The 16,381-nt window shown below is 60.2% G+C and carries 14 protein-coding genes; 8 read left to right on the top strand and 6 right to left on the bottom strand.

All coding sequences use genetic code 11. The features are described from left to right. Nucleotides 1-65 precede the first annotated feature (65 nt). The gene (locus ACZ25R_RS07240) at nt 66-470 is read left to right on the top strand and encodes a Fur family transcriptional regulator (RefSeq protein WP_223612462.1); all 405 of its coding nucleotides are present in this window, start codon (nt 66-68) and stop codon (nt 468-470) included. Here ACZ25R_RS07240 and ACZ25R_RS07235 read toward each other — a convergent pair whose 3' ends face one another. Further along, complete coding sequence (locus ACZ25R_RS07235; RefSeq protein ID WP_464661429.1) at nt 471-1,109, bottom strand: TetR/AcrR family transcriptional regulator; 639 nt, start codon at nt 1,107-1,109, stop codon at nt 471-473. Between the two features lie 181 nt (nt 1,110-1,290). Between ACZ25R_RS07235 and ACZ25R_RS07230 the strand changes: the two genes are divergently transcribed. The 6 genes from ACZ25R_RS07230 to ACZ25R_RS07205 all read left to right on the top strand — a co-directional run bounded on the left by ACZ25R_RS07230 (nt 1,291) and on the right by ACZ25R_RS07205 (nt 8,749). Further along, nucleotides 1,291-2,469 (top strand): HlyD family secretion protein, encoded by a 1,179-nt coding sequence (locus tag ACZ25R_RS07230; protein ID WP_472460578.1) that lies wholly within the window; start codon nt 1,291-1,293, stop codon nt 2,467-2,469. Between the two features lie 26 nt (nt 2,470-2,495). After that, entirely contained in the window at nt 2,496-4,088 is a 1,593-nt protein-coding gene (locus tag ACZ25R_RS07225) for a DHA2 family efflux MFS transporter permease subunit (protein ID WP_472460577.1), read from the top strand. Between the two features lie 628 nt (nt 4,089-4,716). Then, nucleotides 4,717-5,820 (top strand): ABC transporter substrate-binding protein, encoded by a 1,104-nt coding sequence (locus tag ACZ25R_RS07220; protein ID WP_464661432.1) that lies wholly within the window; start codon nt 4,717-4,719, stop codon nt 5,818-5,820. Nucleotides 5,821-6,062: 242 nt separating this feature from the next. After that, nucleotides 6,063-6,878 carry an ABC transporter permease gene (locus ACZ25R_RS07215; protein WP_472462452.1) on the top strand — a complete coding sequence of 272 codons (816 nt, stop codon included), beginning with the start codon at nt 6,063-6,065 and terminating at the stop codon, nt 6,876-6,878. Continuing rightward, nucleotides 6,875-7,666, top strand: a complete 792-nt coding sequence (locus tag ACZ25R_RS07210) for an ABC transporter permease (protein ID WP_130269636.1) — start codon at nt 6,875-6,877, stop codon at nt 7,664-7,666. Before ACZ25R_RS07215 ends, ACZ25R_RS07210 begins: the two co-directional genes overlap by 4 nt. 15 nt (nt 7,667-7,681) lie before the next feature. Next, nucleotides 7,682-8,749 (top strand): ABC transporter ATP-binding protein, encoded by a 1,068-nt coding sequence (locus ACZ25R_RS07205; RefSeq protein ID WP_223612456.1) that lies wholly within the window; start codon nt 7,682-7,684, stop codon nt 8,747-8,749. Between the two features lie 81 nt (nt 8,750-8,830). Here ACZ25R_RS07205 and ACZ25R_RS07200 read toward each other — a convergent pair whose 3' ends face one another. From ACZ25R_RS07200 to ACZ25R_RS07180, 5 genes are all read right to left on the bottom strand, one after another. Continuing rightward, nucleotides 8,831-9,997, bottom strand: a complete 1,167-nt coding sequence (locus ACZ25R_RS07200) for an iron-containing alcohol dehydrogenase (RefSeq protein WP_223612453.1) — start codon at nt 9,995-9,997, stop codon at nt 8,831-8,833. A gap of 20 nt (nt 9,998-10,017) precedes the next feature. Continuing rightward, on the bottom strand, nt 10,018-11,403 hold the full coding sequence (locus ACZ25R_RS07195) for an aldehyde dehydrogenase family protein (RefSeq protein WP_472460576.1): 1,386 nt from the start codon (nt 11,401-11,403) through the stop codon (nt 10,018-10,020). A gap of 82 nt (nt 11,404-11,485) precedes the next feature. Beyond that, nucleotides 11,486-12,856 carry a glutamine synthetase family protein gene (locus ACZ25R_RS07190; protein WP_223612451.1) on the bottom strand — a complete coding sequence of 457 codons (1,371 nt, stop codon included), beginning with the start codon at nt 12,854-12,856 and terminating at the stop codon, nt 11,486-11,488. An 81-nt stretch (nt 12,857-12,937) separates the two neighbouring features. After that, entirely contained in the window at nt 12,938-14,518 is a 1,581-nt protein-coding gene (locus tag ACZ25R_RS07185) for an APC family permease (protein WP_472460575.1), read from the bottom strand. A gap of 54 nt (nt 14,519-14,572) precedes the next feature. Continuing rightward, entirely contained in the window at nt 14,573-15,376 is an 804-nt protein-coding gene (locus tag ACZ25R_RS07180; RefSeq protein WP_472460574.1) for an N-formylglutamate amidohydrolase, read from the bottom strand. Between the two features lie 135 nt (nt 15,377-15,511). Here ACZ25R_RS07180 and ACZ25R_RS07175 point away from each other — a divergent pair, with 135 nt between their 5' ends. Then, nucleotides 15,512-16,345 (top strand): MurR/RpiR family transcriptional regulator, encoded by an 834-nt coding sequence (locus ACZ25R_RS07175; protein ID WP_223612448.1) that lies wholly within the window; start codon nt 15,512-15,514, stop codon nt 16,343-16,345. The last annotated feature ends 36 nt before the right edge of the window (nt 16,346-16,381 follow it).

The raw sequence follows: 16,381 nt of genomic DNA, 5'->3' as shown, positions 1-16,381 counted from the left end.
GACTTGTTTACGGCAATATCACGCGCTAGCGACTTAAACGTGTACGTTCAGGAGACCCGAAGGCAATGACAACCGCCCATGAGCTGACGAAGAACCAGACCCTGGTGTTCAATACGTTGTCGCGCGCCGAAGGGCCCCTGAGCGCCTACACCATCCTCGACCAGCTGCGCGGTGACGGTTTCCGTGCGCCGCTGCAGGTTTACCGCGCCCTGGAAAAGCTGCTCGACTACGGCATGGTCCACCGCCTCGAAAGCATCAATGCCTTTGTCGCCTGCGCGCATCCCCACAATCACAGCCACAATCACGGCATGATCGCCTTCGCCATCTGCGAGAAATGCGGACAGGTCTCGGAATTTTCCGACGATATCATCACCCAGCGGGTGCGCGAATGGACCACGCAGAACGGCTTCAAACAGACCAAGACCACCATCGAAATCCGTGGCGTCTGTGCCGCCTGCGGCACCGCCTGATCAGGCCTTGTAGGCCTTGAGAAACAGGTCGACACCCGCAGTCACGGTCTTGCGGATCTGCTCCGGCTCCGGTTCCTGCTCCATCTGGCCGAACAGGCGGCGGCGCAGCAGGCCCGAATGGAAAAGGTCTGAAAGCTGATAGGCCGCCAGCTCCGTATCCTCGATCGCGAGAGATCCAGCAGCGACATGTTTGTCCAAAAGCGCGCGCATCAGGGCAAGACCCTTTTTCGGCCCCTTTTCGTAAAAGCTGGAACTCATGGACGGCATGCGCTCCGCCACCCCGATGATGACACGCTGCGCACGGATACCGGCATTCGATGTAATCAGCGTCGACAGTGAGATGCCGAACTGGATCAAGGCTTCGCGCAGGTCGCTGTTGTTGCTCTCCAGCGCATGGTAGATGCCGTCGAACAGCGCCGCCTTGTATTGCTGGCACAGATCGATGAACAGCTCTTCCTTGTTGTTGAAATAGACATAGATCGTGCCCTTCGACACGCCCGCTTCGCGGGTAATGTCATTCATGCTGGCCGCATCAAAACCCATCTGCGAAAAGACGCGATTGGCCCCATCCAGTATCTGCTGCCGTTTGACGGGATCCTGCCCTGCGGCCAGACGGCCGGGACGTTCGGAAGCGGTCATGCCTGGGTCCATAACGGGTGCCTTGGTAGACGACATAGTAGTCAAGTTTCCTCATTTTCGATTCTTTTTCGAACCAAGCGGTTCGATCCCCTTGATATGCGCTCTCATTTGCGCTATGTCAACGATCGAACCGATTGGTTCAATCAGTTACCGGATTGAACATCTGTAGAAAGAGCTCTCTATGTCCGCGCCGAAATCCACCAACGAGGCTGAGATTCGTCAGTTCCCTGCACCCACCCCTGCTTCCAAAGTCGAAGCACCGGTGAAAAGTGAAGCCCCGCAGCACGACGTGGTCACTGCGATCCCGGCACCGCCAAAACGCTCGGTGAAGCGCTTCATATTGCCCGTCATCATTGTCGCCGCTGTCGGCGCCGGTGCCTGGTATGGCCACGAATGGTGGACAACAGGCCGTTTCATGGTCTCGACCGACGACGCCTACATCCAGGGCGACATCACCGCCATTGCGCCCAAGATCACCGGCTATATCGATACGATCAATGTCGTCGCCAACCAGCGCGTCAAGGCGGGCGATCCACTGATCACGCTCGACAATGGCGACTATACCATTGCGGAAGAACAGGCCGAGGCGCAGATCGCGACACAGCGCCTGACGCTTCTGCGCATTCAGGCCCAGACGGAAGCCGCCAAGGCATCCGTCAAACAGGTCGAAGCCAGCAAGGTCGCCGCACAGGCGGTCCTGACCAATGCAGAAGCCGCCGCAACTCGCGCCGGCCAGCTGCATGCCACGCGTTTTGCCTCCCAGTCCCAGCTCGACGACGCCACCGCGGCGCTGGATCAGGCCAAGGCCAATCTCGTTTCCGCCGATGCCCAGATCGCTGCGGCAGTCGCCAATGTCGGTGTACTGGAAGCCCAGTACAAGGAAGCCGAGGGATCGATTGCCTCGCTGCAGCTGAGCAAGGACAAGGCCGCCCGCGACCTCTCCTTCACCGTCATCCGTGCGCCTCTCGATGGCGTTGTCGGCAACCTCTCGGCCAAGAAGGGCGATCTCGTCACCCCCGGCCAGCGGCTTGCCGCCCTCGTTCCCGTCAATTCGCTCTATATCGACGCGAATTACAAGGAAACGCAGCTGCGGGACATCGTGCCGGGCGAAAAGGTACGGGTACGGGTCGACGCGCTCTCCGGTGACACGTTTGAAGGCACCGTCGCCTCGATTGCCCCGGCATCCGGCGCCGTGTTCTCGCTGCTTCCGGCCGAGAATGCCACGGGCAATTTCACCAAGGTTGTCCAGCGCGTCCCGGTTCGCATCGCCCTGCCCGCCGATATTCTGGCATCCGGCAGGCTTCAGGCGGGCTTGAGCGTCATCGTTGACGTCGATACCCGCACGGCACCGGCCAAGTAAGCGCAACCAGCACCGGACCCGAGATCATGTCGAGCACGACCATCAGCGGAAAGCCAGCGGCACCGGCCGTGCCGTCCGATCACATCGATCCGAAGAAAGCCATCGCCTTCGTGGCGATGGTCTTCGGCATGTTCATGGCCATTCTCGACATCCAGATCGTTTCGGCATCGCTTGCCGAAATTCAGGCGGGTTTGAGCGCAAGCTCCGACGAGATTTCCTGGGTCCAGACCTCCTATCTCATCGCCGAAGTCATCATGATCCCGCTGTCCGGTTTCCTCGGCCGGCTCCTGTCGACGCGCGTTCTCTTCACCATTTCGGCGGCGGGCTTCACGGCGGCCAGCATCCTGTGTGCCACGGCCACCAATATCGACCAGATGATCGTCTATCGCGCCATCCAGGGTTTCATCGGCGGCGGCATGATCCCCAGCGTGTTCGCGGCAGCCTTCACCATCTTCCCGCCTTCCAAGCGCTCGGTCGTCTCGCCCATCATCGGCCTCGTGGCCACGCTGGCGCCGACCATCGGGCCGACCGTCGGCGGCTATCTCAGCCACGCCTTTTCCTGGCACTGGCTGTTCCTCGTCAACGTCATTCCCGGCATCATCGTTGCCTTTGCCGCCTGGAACCTCATCGACTTCGACAAGGGCGACAAGTCGCTGTTCAGCAAGTTCGACTGGTGGGGTCTGGCCGGCATGGGCGCGTTCCTCGGTTCGCTCGAATACGTGCTCGAGGAAGGTCCGCGCAATGACTGGCTGCAGGACAGCACGATCTTCTTCTTCGCCATCGTTCTCGTCCTCGGTGCGCTGCTCTTCTTCTATCGCGCCTTCACCGCCGAGGAGCCGATCGTCGATCTGCGCGCCTTCAAGAACCTCAATTTCGCCTTCGGCTCGGTGTTCTCCTTCATCATGGGCGTCGGCCTCTATGGCCTGACCTATCTCTATCCGCTCTATCTCGGCCGCATCCGGGGCTATGACGCGCTGATGATCGGCGAAGCCCTGTTCGTCAGCGGCCTCGCCATGTTCATGACCGCACCCGTCGCCGGCTTCCTGTCCAACCGGATGGATCCGCGCCTGATGATGATGATCGGCTTCATCGGTTTTGCCGCGGGCACCTGGACCATGACCGGCCTCACCGCCGACTGGGATTTCTATGAATTGCTGCTGCCGCAGATCCTGCGCGGCTGCTCGCTGATGCTGTGCATGGTGCCGATCAACAACCTGGCGCTCGGCACCCTGCCGCCGTCCCGGCTCAAGAACGCTTCGGGCCTGTTCAACCTGACACGCAACCTCGGCGGTGCCGTGGGCCTTGCCGTCATCAACACGATTTTGACGGATCGCGGTGTCAAGCATTACGCCCAGCTGTCCGAAAAGGTGCGCTGGGGCAATCCGGAAGCCGAGAATCTGATGGCCAGCATGGCCAAGAATTTCCAGTCGCACGGCATTGACGGCTCGTCCGCGGCACTCAGCCGGATTTCCGGCATGGTGCACCAGCAGGCCTCGCTGATGTCGTTCATGGACGTCTTCTATATCCTGACGATGCTGTTCGCCTCGCTGGCGCTTTTTGCCGTGCTCATGCGCAAACCGGCACCCGCTGCCTCGGGCGGCGGAGGCGGCGGACACTAATATTCCTCGCGGTTGTGGTGCGTGGTTCGACAAGCTCACCATGAGGGAGCTGGGCTGATTTCAATACAAATTGCAAAGGTTGCAGAGTATGGCTCCCTGCAATCCTCATCCTCCCTCATGGTGAGCTTGTCGAACCACGCACCGCAGCTTTCCGCCACATCGTCATAATGCCCGGTTTCCCCCACGGGATTTGTACCGAATTGCCGCCCGAATCCGGCACGGCAATCCAGCCGGAAAAAGCAGCGCGAGAGCACCCCAATAGGGGCGGTCAATCCCCGGATTTTTACAAAATAATGTTAGTCCGCTAACCGGATTTTTCCTGCCCCGGCCGATCCTTGTGGATGAGCATGTCGCAGGAAATCAAATGCGACATTCATTATTCGGCTAACTGCCGCTCATGCCAATCTTTTTGTCGTTATGGGAGCAATTCAGCCGCCTGTCCGGACACTGTCATAATTCTCTCACGTGCGAATTGCTAAGCCACCAAAAAAATGTTTCACTTCTTTCCACTGCTCAGCAAAAGACGTTCGCAGGCCTGTCATCTAACTGACATGAGAGCCCTATATCGGGAGGCAGGAACGTCGAAAACAGAGCCAATGACGTTTGTCGCTTAAACAGGGGTGTTAAAATGGTTGTTTCTTCAAAACGCTTGCTCTCTCTATCGACAGCGCTGCTGTTCGCAAGCACCACGCTTTCGTTCGCGGATGCGCCGGCTGATCTGGTTGCCGCCGCGAAAAAGGAAGGATCGCTGACGACCATCGCGTTGCCGCACGACTGGTGTGGTTATGGCGATATCATTGCCGGTTTCAAGGCAAAGTACGGCCTGACCGTCAACGAACTCAATCCGGATGCCGGATCGAAGGACGAAGTCGAAGCGATCAAGGCCAACAAGGACAACAAGGGCCCGCAGGCGCCTGACGTCATCGACGTCGGTCTTTCCTTTGGCCCCGATGCCAAGAAAGACGGCCTGACACTGCCTTACAAGGTTTCCACCTGGGATTCGATCCCGGCCGAACTGAAGGATGCCGACGGCCATTGGTATGGCGACTATTACGGCGTCATGTCGTTCGAAGTGAACACCGACATCGTCAAGAATGTCCCGAAGGATTGGGCCGACCTGCTCAAGCCGGAATATGCCAACACCGTAGCGCTTGCCGGTGATCCGCGCGCGTCCAACCAGGCCATTCTCGCCGTACAGGCTGCTGGTGCATCGACCGGTGCCAAGCCGGGCGCCGCTGCTGCCGAAGCCGGCCTGAAGTATTTTGCCGACCTCAACAAGGCAGGCAATTTCGTTCCGGTCATCGGCAAGTCGGGCACGCTGGCACAGGGTGCAACCCCGATCATCATCAACTGGGACTACAATGCGCTTTCGGGCCGCGACACGCTCAAGGGCAACCCGCCGGTTGAAGTCGTCGTTCCCGCATCGGGCGTTCTGGCCGGTGTCTATGTCCAGGCCATCAGCGCCTATGCACCGCATCCCAATGCCGCCAAGCTGTGGATGGAATATCTCTATTCCGATGAAGGCCAGATCGGCTACCTCAAGGGCTATTGCCACCCGACCCGCTTCAAGGATCTGGTGAAGAACAACAAGGTACCGAAGGAAGTCCTCGACAAGCTGCCACCGGCAGCGGCCTACGAAAAGGCCTTCTTCCCGACGCTTGATGAACAGGCTGCCGCCAAGGAAGCCATCACCAAGGGCTGGGACAAGGTTGTCGGCGCCAACGTCAAGTAATCTCTGACCATCGGATCCCCGTGGAAACATCCGCGGGGATTCCCTTTTTCAGAGACAAGGCGCGCCCTGCTTGAACCGTCGGTCAGTTTGTTCGCTTCGCAATTGATGCGGTAGCGTCTATAATGCAGCTCAGAAAGCGGTCTTCAAAATCCATGAGTGTGATTTCAGAAGCAAGCACCTCCTCCATTCCACCTGCCGCCACCCAGGAGCGCAAGCGCTTGTCGCTTGATTGGCTCGGTGTCATGCCGTTCTTCCTGTTTGCCGTGATGTTCCTGGTTTTGCCGACGATTTATCTCGTCGCCGGGGCGTTCCAGGATGCGCAGGGCAATCTGACATTCGCCAATCTCGTCAACCTGTTCCAGCCATCGATCATCGATGCATACGTGATCTCGATCAAGATATCGCTGACATCGGCGCTGCTTGGCGCATTCATTGGTTTCAGCATTGCCGCGGCCATCACCCTGGGCGGCCTGCCGAGCTGGATCCGGGCGCCGATGATGACGTTTTCCGGCGTCGCCTCCAATTTCGCCGGCGTTCCGCTGGCCTATGCCTTTCTGTTCACGCTCGGACGGACCGGCCTCGTCACCTATCTCCTGGTCAACGTCTTCGGGTTCAATCTCTACGCGCACGGCTTCAATCTTCTCAGTTTCTGGGGCCTGACCATCACCTATCTCTACTTCCAGATTCCGCTGATGGTGCTGATCATCACGCCGGCGCTGGACGGGCTGAAGCGTGAATGGAAGGAAGCCGCCCTCATTCTCGGCGCAACCGGGCCGCAATACTGGCGCATGGTCGCCTTCCCGATCCTGTGGCCAGCCCTGCTTGGCACCATTCTCCTGCTTTTCGCCAATTCCTTCGGTGCCATCGCCACGGCCTATGCGCTGACCGGCTCGTCCCTCAGCATCGTCCCGATCGTCCTCTACGCACAGATCCGCGGCGACGTCCTGCAGGACCCGCAGCTCGGCTACGCCCTGGCCTTCGGCATGATCATCATAACAGGCATTTCCAACGGCATTTACATCTGGATGCGCGCCCGCAGTGAACGGTGGCTCAAATGAAGAAGAACCGTTTCTGGTCCTGGCTCGCCCTCGCCTTCGGCATTCTGTATTTTGCCCTGCCGCTGATCGGCCTGTTTGAGTTTTCGCTGCGCATGCGGCGCGGGGTCTATTCGCTCGATGCCTATTGGGTCGTGCTGAGCGATCCCGGCTTCCAGGCGACGTTCGCCTATTCCGTCGTCATGGCCATCGCCACCATTTTCGTCGGCGTGCTGCTCATCGTTCCGACGGCCTATTGGGTGCGCCTGCGCCTGCCGGGCTGGCGGCCGTTCATCGAGTTCATCACGCTGCTGCCGCTGGTCATTCCGGCGATTGTCATCGTGTTCGGCTATATCAGGCTGTACAACACCTCCTCGATCCTGCCGCTGACCGGTTCGGCCATGGGCACCAACATCCTTTTGTGCTTCGGCTACACGACACTGGCGCTGCCCTACATGTACCGCGCCGTCGATACCGGCCTTGGCGCCATCGACATCCGCACCATGACGGAAGCCGCCGAAAGCCTTGGCGCAAGCCGGATAACCATCATGGCACGCATCATCCTGCCCAATGTGCTCATTGCGGTGCTGTCGGGTGCGTTCCTGACCTTCGCCATCGTCATCGGCGAATTCACCATGGCAGCCCTCTTGAACCGTCCGGCTTTCGGACCGTTCCTGCAGCTGCTCGGCGCCAATCGTGCCTATGAACCGGCGGCGCTCTCCGTCATCGCCTTTGCCATAACCTGGGTTTGTATGGGGCTTATCCAGGTCGTCACCCGCTTCAACAAATCCCTCGCTGCAACCAAGCGATAATCGGGAACCTTGCCAATGTCATTTCTCACCATCAGCCATTTGAAAAAGAGTTTTGGAGCCACGACGGTTGTTCATGATTTCAACCTGAGCATCGAGAAGGGCGAATTCATTTCCTTCCTCGGCCCCAGTGGTTGCGGCAAGACGACGGTGCTGCGCATGGTCGCCGGTTTCGAAACCCCGACATCCGGCACGATCAGCATCGGCGGCAAGGACGTCGTCAACCTCAAGCCCAACCAGCGCAATATCGGCATGGTGTTCCAGGCCTATGCGCTTTTCCCCAACATGACCGTGGCGCAGAATGTCGCCTTCGGCCTGAAGGTCGCCAAGAAGCCGCAGGCGGAGATCAATGCGACGGTGCACGAGATGCTGTCGCTGATCAAGCTCGACCATCTGGCCGAACGTTTCCCCTATCAGCTCTCGGGCGGCCAGCAGCAGCGCGTGGCGCTCGCCCGTGCCCTTGCCACCAAGCCGCAGGTTCTCCTGCTCGACGAGCCGCTGTCGGCGCTCGACGCCAAGATCCGCGTGTCGCTGCGCGAGGAAATCCGGGCGATTCAGCGCAAGCTTGGCATCACCACGATTTTCGTCACCCACGACCAGGAAGAGGCCCTGTCGATCTCCGACCGTATCGTCGTCATGTATGAAGGCAAGGCCGAGCAGGTCGGCGCGCCGTTCGAGATTTACAACCAGCCCTCATCGCGTTTCGTCGCATCCTTCGTCGGCACGCTCAACACGCTGGATGCGGTTGTGCGCGATGCGGCCACCGGCACCATCACCGTCGACGGCAAGGACGTGTCGATCGGCCTGAAGCGTCTCAACGGCCACAAGACCGGCGACAAGATTTCCCTCGCCGTGCGCCCGGAGGCGGTGAGCCTCGGCGGTGCGACCGGCAACCGCGAGACGACCCTGGACGGCAAGATCAACAGCGTACACTTCCTCGGTTCGGTCATCCGCATCCGCGCCTCGCTTGGCCAGAACACCGTGTCCTTCGATACATTCAATGATCCGAGCGCGCCGCCGCCGGTGCCCGGCGAAGACGTCAAGGTCAGCCTCGCCGCCAAGGACCTGCTGGTTCTGGAGCACTGATCCGCATCATGTCGGCAAAACAAAACGGGGTGCTGCTGCCAGCACCCCGTTTCAATTTGACGATTGAGGCAGGCCCGGAGCCTATCCTTCAATCGCTTCATCCAGCAGCTTAAGCGCTGCTTTCTTTGTCAGTTTGACCGGATTGCCGCCGGCGGTCGGATCGACAATCGCCATGTCGGCGATCAGTTCCTTCTGCTTCTTGCTCATGTTGAGATCCTTGATCAGACCGGGCAGCGCATGCGGCACCTTCAGCTCCTTGCGCAGCTTGATGATCGCCTTGGCAAAGCCGTCGAACCCGCCCTTGATGCCGATATAGCTGGCCAGCCGCGCAATGCGCTCTTCCACCGCATCACGGTTGAACGCCAGCACGTAAGGCATGAACACCGCGTTGGTCATGCCGTGATGCGTGTCATACAGCGCGCCGATGGGATGCGACAGCGAGTGGATCGCGCCGAGCCCCTTCTGGAAGGCGGTTGCGCCCATGGCCGCCGCGCTCATCATATGGGCGCGCGCCGTCAGGTCCTTGCCGTTGGCATAGGCCTTGGGCAGGTTTTCGAACACGAGGCGGATGCCTTCGACCGCGATGCCGTCGGCCATCGGGTGATAGCCCGGTGCGCAATAGGCCTCGAGGCAATGCGCCAGCGCGTCCATGCCGGTACCGGCGGTGATGAAGGCGGGCATCCCCACCGACAATTCCGGATCGGCGATGACGATTGCCGGGAGAAGTTTCGGATGGAAGATCACCTTCTTGGTGTGGGTCTCTTCATTGGTGATGACACCGGCGCGGCCCACTTCCGAACCCGTTCCCGCCGTGGTCGGCACGGCGATGATCGGCGCGATGACATCGCTGTTGGCGCGCGTCCACCAGTCGCCCACATCCTCGAAATCCCAGACCGGCCGGGTCTGGCCCGCCTGGAAGGCGATGAGCTTGCCAAGGTCGAGTGCCGAACCGCCGCCGAAGGCGATGACGCCGTCATGCTTGCCCTTCTTGAACACGGCAATGCCGGCGGTGAGGTTGGATTCGACCGGGTTGGGTTTCACCTCGGAGAAAACGCCGTAGGGAACCTTGGCATCGTCGAGGATTTTCAGCGTGCTCGCCACCACCGGCAGCTTGGCCAGGCCGGGATCGGTGACGAACAGCGGCTTCTTGATGCCGGTCGCCTCGAGAACCTCGGGCAGTTCCTTGATACGGCCCGCACCGAAGCGAACGGTGGTCGGGTAATTCCATTTGGAGATCAGCTTGCTCATGGTGTGTCTCTTTCAGAAAATCAGATCGCTTCACGCAGGTGGAAGGATTTGGGACTGGTCAGGTTGCCGTAGCCGATGGCCGACATGGCAGCGCCCCTGCCGGTTTCCTTGACGCCGGTCCACACCAGCGCCGGATCGATATAATCGCAGCGGTTCATGAACACTGTACCGGTTTCGATCCGCTCGCCGATGGCGGCGGCCCGGTCCGTATCGGTGGTCCACAGCGACGCCGTCAGGCCATACTGGCTGTCATTCATCAGCGCCAGCGCTTCCTCGTCATTGCGCACCTTCATGATGCCGACAATGGGGCCAAAGCTTTCCTCGCGCATGACGCTCATCTGGTGGTCGACGCCGGTCAGCACTTCGGGCGCAAGATAGGGCGATCCGGCCGCGTCATTGGCAACGCGCATATTGACATGCGCCTTGGCACCCTTGCGCAGGGCTTCCGCCTTCTGTTCACGGATGAGTTCGGCAAAACGTGTCTGCGCCATCGGCCCCATGGTCGTTGCCGCGTCGAGCGGATTGCCGACCACATACTGCTTGGTCAGGTCGACAAAGCCGTCAACGAAGCGGTCATAGACATCCGCATGCACATAGATGCGCTCGATGCCGCAGCAGCACTGGCCGGAGTTGAAGAAGGCGCCGTCGACCAGATTGGCCACCGCATGGTCGAGATTGACGTCCGGCAGCACATAGGCCGGGTCCTTGCCGCCCAGCTCAAGCCCGAGCGACATGAAGGTGCCCGCTGCCGCCTTTTCGATGGCGCGGCCGCCGCCGACCGAGCCGGTGAAATTGACATGGTCGATCCGGCCCGATCCCAGCAGTTTTTCGGTCTGGGCATGGTTCAGCACGATGTTCTGGAACACGCCCTTCGGCAGCCCGGCCGCAGCAAAAGCCTGGGCAAAGCGCTCGCCGACGAGCAGCGTCTGCGCCGCATGCTTGAGGATGACGGTATTGCCCGCCATAAGCGCCGGGATGATCGTGTTGACGGCGGTCAGATACGGATAATTCCACGGCGCAATGACCATGACGACGCCGAGCGGCACGTGCTTGATGTAGCGGCGAAAGCCCGGCTTGTCGTTTTCGATGACCGGCGCAAGCGCCCGTTCGGCAATCGCGACCATGTAGCGCGTGCGTTCCTCCACACCGCCCTTTTCGCCGCCATAGCGCACCGGGCGGCCCATCTGCCAGGCGATCTCGGGCACGATCGCGTCGTTCATGCCGAGCAAGGCATCCAGCGCCGCAAGGCAAAGCCGGCCGCGTTCGGCGATGCTGGTCTGCGACCAGCCGGCCTGCGCCTGCCTTGCCGCTTCCACGGCCGCGTCGATGGCCTTGTCCGTTGCAACGGGACGCTCCGCATACACGGAGCCGTCGATGGGGGTGATCAGTTTGACCGTCTCGGTCATGGGTAAACCTCTAGCCTGTGTTTTCCAAAAGCTGGCCCCGCCACGCGAACGCATGCCGCGGGACAGGCCTTTGCCGTGATCTTCAATACCGTTCGAAACCGCGATGCAACTCCCAATCGGTAACGCGGCGGTCATATTCGAACTGCTCCCACTTGGCGGTGTGCACGTAATGCTCGACCACCTCGTCGCCGAGCGCCGTCTTCAGCATCTTCGACTTCGCCAGCGTTTCGGTCGCCTCGCGCAGGGTCTTGGGGATTTCCCGCAACCGCGCCCCGCCATAGGCATCGCCCTGGAACGGCTTGTCGAGTTCCAGCTTCTCGTCGATGCCTGCCAGGCCCGACGCGATCAGACCGGCAAAGGCGAGATAGGGATTGAGATCAGCCCCGCCGATGCGGCATTCGATGCGGATGCCCTTGGTGCCTTCGCCGCACAGGCGGAAGCCCGCCGTCCGGTTGTCGAGACTCCAGACGTTCTTCGTCGGCGCAAAGGTGCCCGCCTGGAAACGCTTGTAGGAGTTGATGTAGGGCGCCAGGAAGAAGGTGAAGTCGTCGGCATATTTCAGCTGCCCGGCCACCCACTGCCGCATCAGCGGCGACATGGTGTGTTCGGCGTTCTTGTCATAGAACAGCGGCGTCTTGCCATCGGCGCTCCACAGCGAGTTGTGCACGTGGCTGGAACTGCCCGCCAGCGCATAATCATATTTCGCCATGAAGGTGATCGCCTTGCCCATCTGGGTGGCGATTTCCTTGCAGCCATTCTTCATGATCACGTGCCGGTCGGCCATTTCAAGCGCTTCGGCATAACGCACATTGATTTCTTCCTGGCCCGGGCCCCATTCGCCCTTGGAGTTTTCGACGGGAATGCCCGCATCGAACAGACCGTTGCGGATGGCGCGCATGACGGCGTCTTCCTTGGTGGTCATCTGGATCACATAGTCCTGGATGTAGGGCGATGCGGTGGTCATGCCCTTCCAGTGCTTGGCACGCGCACTCTCATAGGTCTCGTCGAACAGGTAGAATTCCAGTTCCGAGGCGAAGTAGGCGAGATAGCCCCGCTCCTTCAGCCGCGCCAGCTGGCGCTTCAGGATGGCGCGCGGCGAATGGGCGAGATCCTCGTGATGGTGATGGTCGAGAATATCGCACAGGACCAGCGCGCATTTTTCCAGCCACGGAATATGGCGGATGGTGGAAAGGTCGGGCTTGATGACGAAATCGCCATAGCCCTGTTTCCAGCTGGCCGCCTTGTAGCCGGGCACCGGCTCCATGTCGATGTCGTTGGCCAAGAGATAGTTGCAGCCGTGCGTCTCGTCATGGGCGGAGTCGACGAAGAAGCTGGCATGAAAGCGCTTGCCGATCAGGCGGCCCTGCATGTCGACGAAGCAGGCCAGCACCGTGTCAATTTCGCCATTGGTTACATGGCGCTTTAATTCGTCGAAACTCCAATGTCCGGGCATTTCTTGTCTATCCTCAAACAGAATTTGGATTGGGTCAAAAGACAGGGCGGCCGGCCCGAGCCCGCCGCCCCCGTTTTGCAATCAGCCGCGTTCGCCGACGGCCTTTTCAGCGGCAGCGATCTCGGCGGCACGCTTGGCCACGGCATCGCCGATGGGCGGCCCCTGGAAACGGCGGCGTTCGAAGCCGAACCAGACAGCAGCCGTCACCACCAGGAAGCCGACGGTGATGTAGAGAGCCCATTCATTCGGCGGCTGGATACCGATGATGAAGATCAGCGCCATGGCGAGGATCGACAGGATGGCGAACAGCTTGAACATGCCTTCACCCAGGTTCCATGGTCCCATCTTGTTCCATTTCGGCGTACCCCAGGCGAAAAAGCCCAGCGCGATCGGAATGGCGAAGGAGAAGAACAGGAAGATGACCGTGCAGGAAACGACCACCGAATAGACCGGCGTGTCACCGATGGACACCATGTTCGAACCCCAGACGAACAGCACGGCCAGGGTGGCGCCGGTCCAGATGGCGGCGACAGGCGTGCGGTATTGCGGGCTGACCTTCGACAACAGGCTCGATCCCGGCAGGCCCTTGTCGCGGGCGAAGGCGAAAATCATGCGCGAGACCGAAGTTACTGTCGCCAGGCCGCAGAGGAACTGGCTGATGAAGATCAGGAAGTAGAGAATGTTCTTGACGACAGGATTGACCTGTTCGCCCATCGCCCAGAAGAACACGTTCCAGCCCTGTGCCGCCGCCGCATCCATGCTTGGCAGCATCAGCACGAACGAGCACAGCATGATATAGCCGAAGACGGCCGACCAGAGCACCGACGAAACCATGCCGCGCGGCACGGAATGCGCCGCCTTGACGGTTTCTTCGGATGTATGGGCGGATGCGTCATAACCGGTGATCGTGTAGATCGGCAGCAGCAGGCCGAGCAGGAACACCCACAGGCTCGAGCTCGTGGGCCAGACGGGGCTGCCGGTCATCGATCCATCCGCTGCCGGCGTCGGCATGCCGGAATAATTGGCGAATGTGAACAGGCGGCTGAATTCGAACGACTTGGCCGAAGCGAGGCAGACCAGCGACAGGGCAATCGCCGTGGCGAAAATCAGATAGCCGGAAAAGTCGGTCAGCTTGGCGGTGAGGCCGATGCCCATATGGTTGACCAGTGCCTGGACGCCGGTCAGGATGATCAGGAAGATGATCTGCACCGTGATGGAATCCGTGATCCCGAGATAGGTGCCGAAGGCGCCGATGAAGAAATAATAGGTGCCGACATTGATGGCGCCGAGCACGGTGATCAGACCGAGCAGGTTGAACCAGGCTGTCAGCCAGCCGGTGCCGCGATTGCCGAGGATCGAACCCCAGTGATAGAGGCCGCCTGCGGTCGGGTAAGCCGAGCTGATCTGCGCCATGGCGATGGCGAAGACCGCCGAGACCAGGCAGCCGAGCGGCCAGCCGATGCCGATGGCGGCACCGCCGGCACCCGCCGTCGCCTGCCCCAGCGAATTGATGCCGCCGGACAGGATGCAGATGATCGAAAATGAGATGGCGAAGTTGGAGAAACGGCTCATGCGCCGTTCCAGTTCCTGGGCATAGCCCATGCCGTGGAGAACTTTGATGTCCTCCGATTTATCCACGTCGGTATAATCTTGGTGTGTCATCGTACTCACGTTCCCCGTTATTTTTGAGAAATTTCTAACGTCAGATACCAATCCTTATGCGATCTTGTTTGCAGCCTTCCTGGTTGTGGAAAGCGGCCCCTGGGCAATTTCCTTCAAAATGGCCGAGAGGGTCCCGGCCCATGCTTTTTCTTCTTTGGGTGTGGTGATGAGATCGTTGCGGATCTCGATCATCACCGCGGCAAGCCCTTGCGCCGACGCATGGCGTTCAAGCGTGTAATAGACCCGGTCGGCGGGCGAATAGGGCTCATTGATGCCGACGCAGTATTGATCGAGCGCCTGCAGCCCCGCAATCAGCGGTGCGGCAACCTGATCGTAATCGTCGTGGATGATGCCGATGTGCCAGGGCCGCTCGACCCCGCGATAGACCGGCGTGAACGAATGCACCGCCACATAGACCGGCGCCGGAAAGCCCTTGCGCGCACGCTCCCTTGCCAGTTCTTCGATGGCCGCATGATAGGGCTGATGCGACAGCGCGATGCGCCGCTGCCTTTCCGCCGCATCGAGCCCGGTATTGGCAGGCACCGTGGTCAATTCGCTCGTGGCCGGGATGAGATCGGGCGCCTCGAGCGGCCGGTTGCAATCGATGATCAGCCGCGAGACGCAGGATTCAACCAGCGGCGCATCCAGTAGCGCGGCCATCCCCTGGCTGACTCCCAGCGCGCCGGGGTCCCAGGCGATATGCTTTTGCAGATCGTCCGGCTCGAGGCCGAGACGGCCATAGGGCGCGGGAATGTGGTTGGAAGCGTGATCGCAGAGAATGACAAACGGCGAGCCACCATCGGGGTTGGATACCCGGACCGGCTCCCAGACACTGTGCGTGGCCTGCGATAATCCCATTTTGCCCTCTTCGGCAATTTGTACTTTGTATTACATTTTGTATTTTTATTTCCACTCACGTATGATTTGATACACAAGTCACAAAATTGTCAAATGCGAAAATTGCGTTTCTTGACTTTGACCGAAAGAAGTTTGATGGGAACAAGCATTTCCGAACTGATCAGCGAAAAAATCGATGCCATGTCGACGTCGGAACGCAAGGCCGCGCAGACCCTCATCGCCAACTACCCGCTGATCGGCCTGCGTACGGTGGCGGAGTTTTCGGCGCAGGCGGGGGTCAGTTCACCGACGATCCTGCGTTTCGTCTCGCGTCTCGGCTTTCAGGGCTATCCGGAATTCCAGCAGGCCCTGCAGCAGGAGCTGGCAGCCCAGATCCAGTCGCCGCTCAACCGCGCGACGATCATTCAGTCATCCAAGGGCAGCGCCGCTTACCCCCTGATGGAAGCGGCCATCGAGAACATCCGTGAAACATTTCACCATCTCTCGACGCAGCAGCTGGACGACGCGACGGAGGCGCTCAGCCGCACCCGCACCCATGTCTATCTGCTCGGCGGCCGCTTCACCGATCCGATCGCCATCTACATGGCGGCACATCTGAAGATCATCCGTTCCGGCGTCACCCATCTCACCGGCCAGGAAAGCAACTGGCGCGACCAGCTGATCGACATGGGCAGGAAGGATGTCCTCGTCATCTTCGATATCCGCCGTTATCAGGACAGCCTCATCCGCTTCGCCGAGAAGGCGCAGGCGCGCGGTGTCGAGATCGTGCTGATCACCGACCAGTGGCTGTCCCCCATCGCCCGCTTCGCCCGCCACGTCATCGCCGGGCGCACGGCCGTCCCCTCGCCCTGGGACTCCTCCACCACGCTTTTCCTGATGGCGGAAACCCTGATCGCCGGGGTGACGCACAAGCTGCAGAACAGCAGCGCCGAACGCATCCGCGACATGGAACAGTTGCGTGATGGCTGAGATTGTCATTGCCCGGCAGGCACATTGATATACAAA

The organism is Phyllobacterium sp. RCAM01083, from assembly GCF_055685835.1.
The sequence above is the reverse complement of the archived record's forward strand: the minus strand, read 5'-3'. Positions and strand labels throughout refer to the sequence as shown.

Bases quoted from the DNA above. Each gene is read 5' to 3' on its own strand.
- ACZ25R_RS07240 (WP_223612462.1), top strand. From the start codon at position 66: ATGACAACCGCCCATGAGCTGACGAAGAACCAGACCCTGGTGTTCAAT.
- ACZ25R_RS07235 (WP_464661429.1), bottom strand. From the start codon at position 1,109: ATGACCGCTTCCGAACGTCCCGGCCGTCTGGCCGCAGGGCAGGATCCC.
- ACZ25R_RS07230 (WP_472460578.1), top strand. From the start codon at position 1,291: ATGTCCGCGCCGAAATCCACCAACGAGGCTGAGATTCGTCAGTTCCCT.
- ACZ25R_RS07225 (WP_472460577.1), top strand. From the start codon at position 2,496: ATGTCGAGCACGACCATCAGCGGAAAGCCAGCGGCACCGGCCGTGCCG.
- ACZ25R_RS07220 (WP_464661432.1), top strand. From the start codon at position 4,717: ATGGTTGTTTCTTCAAAACGCTTGCTCTCTCTATCGACAGCGCTGCTG.
- ACZ25R_RS07215 (WP_472462452.1), top strand. From the start codon at position 6,063: ATGCCGTTCTTCCTGTTTGCCGTGATGTTCCTGGTTTTGCCGACGATT.
- ACZ25R_RS07210 (WP_130269636.1), top strand. From the start codon at position 6,875: ATGAAGAAGAACCGTTTCTGGTCCTGGCTCGCCCTCGCCTTCGGCATT.
- ACZ25R_RS07205 (WP_223612456.1), top strand. From the start codon at position 7,682: ATGTCATTTCTCACCATCAGCCATTTGAAAAAGAGTTTTGGAGCCACG.
- ACZ25R_RS07200 (WP_223612453.1), bottom strand. From the start codon at position 9,997: ATGAGCAAGCTGATCTCCAAATGGAATTACCCGACCACCGTTCGCTTC.
- ACZ25R_RS07195 (WP_472460576.1), bottom strand. From the start codon at position 11,403: ATGACCGAGACGGTCAAACTGATCACCCCCATCGACGGCTCCGTGTAT.
- ACZ25R_RS07190 (WP_223612451.1), bottom strand. From the start codon at position 12,856: ATGCCCGGACATTGGAGTTTCGACGAATTAAAGCGCCATGTAACCAAT.
- ACZ25R_RS07185 (WP_472460575.1), bottom strand. From the start codon at position 14,518: ATGACACACCAAGATTATACCGACGTGGATAAATCGGAGGACATCAAA.
- ACZ25R_RS07180 (WP_472460574.1), bottom strand. From the start codon at position 15,376: ATGGGATTATCGCAGGCCACGCACAGTGTCTGGGAGCCGGTCCGGGTA.
- ACZ25R_RS07175 (WP_223612448.1), top strand. From the start codon at position 15,512: ATGGGAACAAGCATTTCCGAACTGATCAGCGAAAAAATCGATGCCATG.